The organism is Leptospira weilii (genome assembly GCF_006874765.1).
GTDB classification, from domain to species: Bacteria; Spirochaetota; Leptospiria; order Leptospirales; family Leptospiraceae; genus Leptospira; species Leptospira weilii.
The window spans coordinates 946501-952500 of the sequence record NZ_CP040840.1 but is presented as its reverse complement, the minus strand read 5'-3'; the positions used below and the strand labels follow the sequence as shown (position 1 = coordinate 952500).

7 protein-coding genes (1 of these 7 only partly in view) are annotated in these 6000 nt (G+C 42.0%); 2 read left to right on the top strand and 5 right to left on the bottom strand.

What is annotated here, in order from left to right; all coding sequences use genetic code 11:
• Together FHG67_RS04620 and FHG67_RS04610 are read left to right on the top strand one after the other, a co-directional pair.
• A protein-coding gene (locus FHG67_RS04620; RefSeq protein WP_004499814.1) for a hypothetical protein crosses the window boundary here: on the top strand, positions 1-96 show its 3' end. It extends 243 nt beyond the left edge of the window; only the last 96 of its 339 coding nucleotides appear in the window; its start codon lies off the left edge, out of view; the stop codon is at positions 94-96.
• 134 nt (positions 97-230) lie between these two features.
• On the top strand, positions 231-638 hold the full coding sequence (locus FHG67_RS04610; protein ID WP_232423488.1) for a hypothetical protein: 408 nt from the start codon (positions 231-233) through the stop codon (positions 636-638).
• A gap of 441 nt (positions 639-1079) precedes the next feature.
• Here the strand turns inward: FHG67_RS04610 and FHG67_RS21645 are convergent, their stop codons facing one another.
• The 5 genes from FHG67_RS21645 to FHG67_RS04585 form a co-directional block, all read right to left on the bottom strand.
• Positions 1080-1259, bottom strand: coding sequence for a hypothetical protein (locus FHG67_RS21645; protein ID WP_004502072.1), 180 nt, complete (start codon positions 1257-1259; stop codon positions 1080-1082).
• 545 nt (positions 1260-1804) lie between these two features.
• The gene (locus FHG67_RS04600; protein ID WP_016759155.1) at positions 1805-3517 is read right to left on the bottom strand and encodes a methyl-accepting chemotaxis protein; all 1713 of its coding nucleotides are present in this window, start codon (positions 3515-3517) and stop codon (positions 1805-1807) included.
• A 28-nt stretch (positions 3518-3545) separates the two neighbouring features.
• Positions 3546-3905, bottom strand: a complete 360-nt coding sequence (locus FHG67_RS04595; protein WP_036061355.1) for a c-type cytochrome — start codon at positions 3903-3905, stop codon at positions 3546-3548.
• Complete coding sequence (locus FHG67_RS04590; protein WP_002626032.1) at positions 3905-4222, bottom strand: methylamine utilization protein; 318 nt, start codon at positions 4220-4222, stop codon at positions 3905-3907. Before FHG67_RS04590 ends, FHG67_RS04595 begins: the two co-directional genes overlap by 1 nt.
• Before the next feature lie 25 nt (positions 4223-4247).
• Positions 4248-5267, bottom strand: coding sequence for a cytochrome-c peroxidase (locus tag FHG67_RS04585; protein WP_004504308.1), 1020 nt, complete (start codon positions 5265-5267; stop codon positions 4248-4250).
• Between the last annotated feature and the right edge of the window lie 733 nt (positions 5268-6000).

Here is a 6000-nt window from a genome sequence, read left to right as displayed (position 1 = left end):
ACTTCCCTTTTGCTTCTACTCTTACAAATCGATCGTTTTGAAAATTACGACCAAGACGTTGAAATCCTCACTCATACGGATATTCCTTCCTTATAGTGGGAAAAGTAATTTTTTCGTGGATCTGAACTATGAGGGAGACGACTTAAAACTCTACCTTGAATTTTTGAAACAGGAAATTCAAAAATATCCCCGCGGATATATGATCAAAGCGAGAGCGAGTAAACTCGTCGTTGTCCACGATGTATTGCAGAGCCAAAGCGTTCGATCGTCACTTAGCGGACTCGCAGATCCGACTCAAAATATTATATCTCTCTACATTAGGTTTTAAAAATTGTCTGGCCTACAACAATGAAACTTGTTTGGACGGATATCGTTATGTAATTCATCACGAATTGAACCACAATATTGATTATACGATTCGTCATTATTCTTTCAATCGAGATTGGCACGCATTGAACCCTCCTGGATTTCAGTATGGAGCTCCTTTATATGATGCAAACAGAGAACCCGTCCTAACATGGGCACGTCCTGGGTTTTCAAACCCGGTTCCGGGTTTCGTCGTTTTCTATTCCACCAGCAATTATGCGGAAGAGTATGCGCAGATCGGATCGGGAGTTTTCGGTTATAGTACAGGCTAAATTGATGGATATCTGTCAAAAAGACCCAATTGTGAACGCAAAAGTTAAATTATATATCGAGGAAATACGACGTTTTTGGCCGTTTCCGTCCAAAAACGACGATACGTTTTGGAAAGCGAAGATGGACCTCGTCTCTACCGCTTGTCATTGAGGCTTGAGTCCCACTCTCCATTCAGCTAAAAATCCGAAACCTATCGAAATTTTCCTCAAGACGACCCCGATAACGTTCCTCCGTCTGTTTCGAACGAGTAAAATTTAAAAAATCCCCGGCCCAGGAAGCGAAAAGCAAAAAAGAGCAAAAAGTTCCACGGAGTTACGCCGACCCACAGGCCGAGGCCGGGACGACAGTGTCCTAAAGTCAATGGTTTCCCGAAAGAAAATTTAGTACAAGAAAAATCTTATCTTTGGAGTTCGAATTTTATCTTTTTCTCTGACACTTTTCTAGGACTCTACCGATCTCCGAAATAAAACAAATTCACAAGAACATAAAAGACCGTTTACCGCGAGTTCATACGACAAAACGACCCTCAGAGGAGATTCTACGGAGGCATATAAAATACAAACGAAGATTACAACGTCCCAAAGAATCCGCATTCGATTGTTCGTGTGAAGCAGACTCATTTGATCGCCCACTTTTCTGGGAACATCCGCTTCCAGTCTCGCTTAAACTTTTACACGATCCCGTAGTTGCACCATAGGGAATCAACTTATTGAATTCAGGAAAGTTCTGTGTTTTATTTTTTTAACGTGAGTTCGACGTAAGAAAGTTTGGGCGAATAAGAAACTAAAGTGCAACGACTCCCTATGAGTCGTCGCAGCTCACGAGTTTCATAGATAAAATGGCTCGCGACCGCGCTCTTCGCTCCAATTCCTTCGGAATTGAACTCAATGTTGCTGCCTACGGTCGCAACATAATGCTACAATCGCTTTCGCATTTCGTTACACCGAACTCACGTTTTTTAACGCGCCGGAAGCATTACACTTTAGTTTCTCTTCGCGCCCTGGCCCTGGCGGCCGCGGGAAAAATCGGGAGATTTTTCTCTATTAGAAATTCATACTTTTTGCAAGTAAAGAGCATAACTTCTCGCAGAAACACTCGAAGAAAACTACAACTTCTGATCGTTTCGATTTCAATGATTACCTTAAAAAAGGGCTATCGAACGTTCTTAGATTGAAAACTTCTCCATCAGACGTTTTACCTTATCCGATTGTTCGTCGATCCGTTTCGCACCAGAGCTGATTTCCTGAGAACCAGAAGAAATCAAACCCGCTCCCTGCAAAAGATCTCGGATTGAAAGTTTGATGGAACTGTATGCGCTTTTATTTTCCAAAGACGAATATTCCAAATTTGTAATATTAGAAGAGATCTCACGCATTTTGAGAGTGCAAAGATTCAAACCGGACTCCTGAGCTCTCATATCCTCCAGCAGATGCATACTAAAACGCGCCATGTTGGATGCGTTCTCTTGAATCATCGTAAAAAAATCCGAGAATTGATGCATCTCGCCGTTTCCGGATTCGATACTGGCTCTCGTAAATTCGATTAGATCCGTAATTTCCCGCGCGTTTCTCATCGTATGATCGGCGAGTTGTGAAATCTCATCCGCGACGATCGTAAATCCTCTCCCTTGTTCCCCGGCTCTCGCGGCCTCAATCGCGGCATTGAGAGCAAGCATGTTCGTGCGGGTGGAAATATCCCCGATCTTTACGAGAGATTCGTTGATTCTTTGAACGGTACGCTTTACCTCTAAAAACGATTTCTGAACCCCGTCCACCTTCTCCCTTCCCTTTAACGCCGTCTCCGAGGATTCTTGCGCTTTTAGCGTTAAAGAGTTCAAAGACTCGGTCACGGTAATCAAGGAGGAAAGATTTTTTTGGATTTCCTTTTCCAAATTTCGAAGATGTTCGGCGGAAGTAAGAATAGTGGAAGTATTGGTCTCCACCAACGTACTCAAACGATCAATATGATCGGCCACCTTCTGAGAATCGTCCGCTTGGGTTTCCGATGTAGAAATAAATTCTTTCGAAACCTTGTAAAATTCTTGGCTTGCCTTTTGGGAATTCTCGACCGAAATTCTCGCTTCGACGATGATTTCACGAAGGGATGTTTCCATCTTTTTCAAAAATTCTAAAAGCTCCCCCATCTCATCGAAACGGTCGATTTTGATCCGGTTATTCAAATTTCCGTTTTGAATTTCAGACGCAAAATGAATCGCCTTTTTGAGCGGAAACATCACGGATCGAATAATGGATCTGGAAAATAAGATTCCAGCGATCAAAGAAAAAAAAGAAAGAGCGCAAATCATATACAAGGAGAAAGTAAGTTGAGTTTCCGCGACGTCCTCACTCTTACGGGAATGGGAAGCTTCGAATTCGATCAAAACCTTGATCGTTTTTCTAAGGGAAGCGCTCAAAGGATTGATCCCGCGAACGTATAATATCTGAGCTTCCTGTCTTTTATTCTCTTTACCCAAACTATGAATCGTTTCCGCATATTGGGAAAGATTCTCTAACCCTTCTTCGAAAATTTTCAAATTTTCAAGTTCGCTCGCTTCCAAGGAAAATTCCCGAAACGTAACGTTATTTTTCTTTATTTCATCCAATAGGGTTCGAACTTTCTTGTTTTCCTCTTCGGAAAGAAGCGCGTCGATCGTGGACACCTTGGAGGAAAGAGTCAGCTCCGTAAGAATCAACTTTTCCAAAGTTAAGTTCATCAGTTGAAATTTAGGCTGCGAATTTTCGATCATCGATCGAATCGTTTTCCGATATATAAATGTATTGTAAACAATCAAAGCCGAAGAAAGAATAAATACTCCGATGATGACTCCGAAGCTGAAACGCAATCTTGTTTTAATACTTATATTGCCGAGTGATTTCACTGTAAAATTTGCGGAAACGTTTTGCCGACTATTTCGATTTCGAAAGAAAGTTGATGTAAGAAATTACGTCTTTGATTTGCTCTTCGGACAATTCTTTCTTCCAGGGAGGCATAAAGGGGGAACGATTCACTCCGATTCCCCCTTTTTTGATGATTTCTTCTTTTTGCGCATTGGTCAGCTTAGTGATCGTAAGATTTGCGGGCGGCGGAACCTTCCCCGTCGCAAGGCGGCCCTTTCCGTCCGCGGCTTCTCCGTGACAAAGCACACAATAAGTACGGAATACGATACTTCCCCGAACCGCGGATTTTTCCATGGAGTCAAGAGCCGTTAAAGAAAACGTCGACTCAAAAAAAAGAAAAATAATTATAATTTTTGAATATCTTTTCATCATTGTACGTCTATCGTCATTTTCATTTCGGGATGTATCGCGCACTGAACGGTGATCTTACCGGGTTTTTCAAACTTCACCTTTTGCGTTTTCCCCTGAGAATACGAGCCCAAATCGAAAATTTTCGTGGGAGATAGGGAATACACGTTGTGATAAAAAGTGTCGTAATTCGGAAAACTCACCACGTCTCCGGCTTTGATCTTTAAGGACTCCACCGTAAAACCCTTATTCTTTTGACCCACTTCGTGTTCCGCCGCAGTTAAACTTCCACCACAAAGAACGAGAAAAACAAAAACCGCCGTAAATCGAATTAACATTCAATACTCCTAATTTATGATAAAATTATCTAGGAAACTCCGGAATCGAAATCGGAACCATTTTGCCGTTCAGAGATTTCATAAACTCGACGAGATCGGCCTTTTCATCCTTCGTCAGTTTGAGAGCCGTCATGTTCGGATCCAGGTTATTTTTTTCATCCCCTCCTCGATCGTAATGTTCAACAACCTCTTCCAAGGTCGCATAACTTCCGTCGTGCATATACGGCCCCGTCAAAGCGACGTCCCGCAAACCGGGAGTTTTGAAAGCGCCCTTCATGGATTTTACCGCCACGATTTTAAATCTTCCGACTTCCTTGGATGCGTTTTTCAAACCGATATTATGAAATCCGTTGTCCGAAAACTGGTCGCCTTGATGACACGCGGAGCAATTCGCTTTTCCGTTAAAAACGGAAAAGCCCCTTTGCGCCGATTCCGAAATCGCGGTTTTATCCCCTTTTTTCCATCGATCAAACATAGACTCTGTAGACAGAATCGTTCTTTCAAAACTTGCAATCGCCTTTCCGATCGTCGCCGCATTTATATCCTCGGTCGGATACGCCTTGGAGAACAATTTTTTATATCCTCTAATATTCTTTAATTCTAATATAAGTTCGTCCACATCCTGATTCATTTCATCGGGAGATGAAATCGGACCCAACGCCTGCGCTTCCAAATTGTCAGCCCTGCCGTCCCAGAACATTTTGCTTCCGTACGCTCCATTGAGAATCGTGGGAGTATTTTTTCCCAAAACCTTCATATTGTGTCCGACCGCAGTTTTTAACCCGTCTGTCCAAGCAAGACCCGGATTATGACAAGTGGCACAACTAATCCAATTGGAACCGGAAAGAATCGGATCAAAAAATAAAGTTTTCCCCAATAAGATTCTTTCGGGGGTTGGGGCATTATCGGGAGGAAAAGGATAGGCAATCGTTTCGACCTTTTTCGTTTCACCTTCCTTACGAAGGGCTTCTTTCTTTTCGTCTTTGCAGGTAAATATCAAAAGTAAGCTAAAAATCAAAAATACGGCCCAAAAGATTCGAAACAAACCAAGCCTCCTGTAAAACTTTATTCGTTTTCTACTTTATGATATTCTAATAGGCCTTTCTCATCCACTTAGTTTATAATTTAGAACGTAAACTCTTATAACTAAGGATGTCATTTGCTTAAATATGGGGTACTATGCGAATTTTATGGCGAAACACTTGGGAAAAAACTTATTTTTATAAACTCGTATCCCTTATAAAGGGAGAGTGCATTGCCCTATAAAAATATCTGAATTCCTGCTTTTCTCTACATAATAGAGTGTCCAAAATCTGCGTCTAAAAGCGGGATTTGCACTCAAATAAACGGTATTCTATTTTATAGGGCGAGTAACAGCTTTTAAAACTGATCGCGGTTATTTTTAATTTTTTTAGGTGAATTTCGTTTTTTGAATTAAGAAACTCGAATGGTCTGGACAAAAATTTACCACACAGTTCCTCTTCAACGACGCCAGGCGACACTCTTAAAGAAGAAGCTACTGCTAGAGTTTGCGAACGAATTGAAAAATGATTGCTAAACCCGCAAGGGTCTATAGACGAACCAACCCCACAAGTACTTGGATCCGAAGATAAATCTGTCGGAATTACGACAGTGAAACTTACGCCCCGCAGAGCGACCCTTAGGTAAGCTCTGCGCCTGAGTTTCTTCAGAGCGACCCTTAGGTAAGCTCTGCGCCTGAGTTTCTTCAGAGCGACCTAAGTTGCGACCCATAGGGAGTCAACTTATTGAGTTCAGGT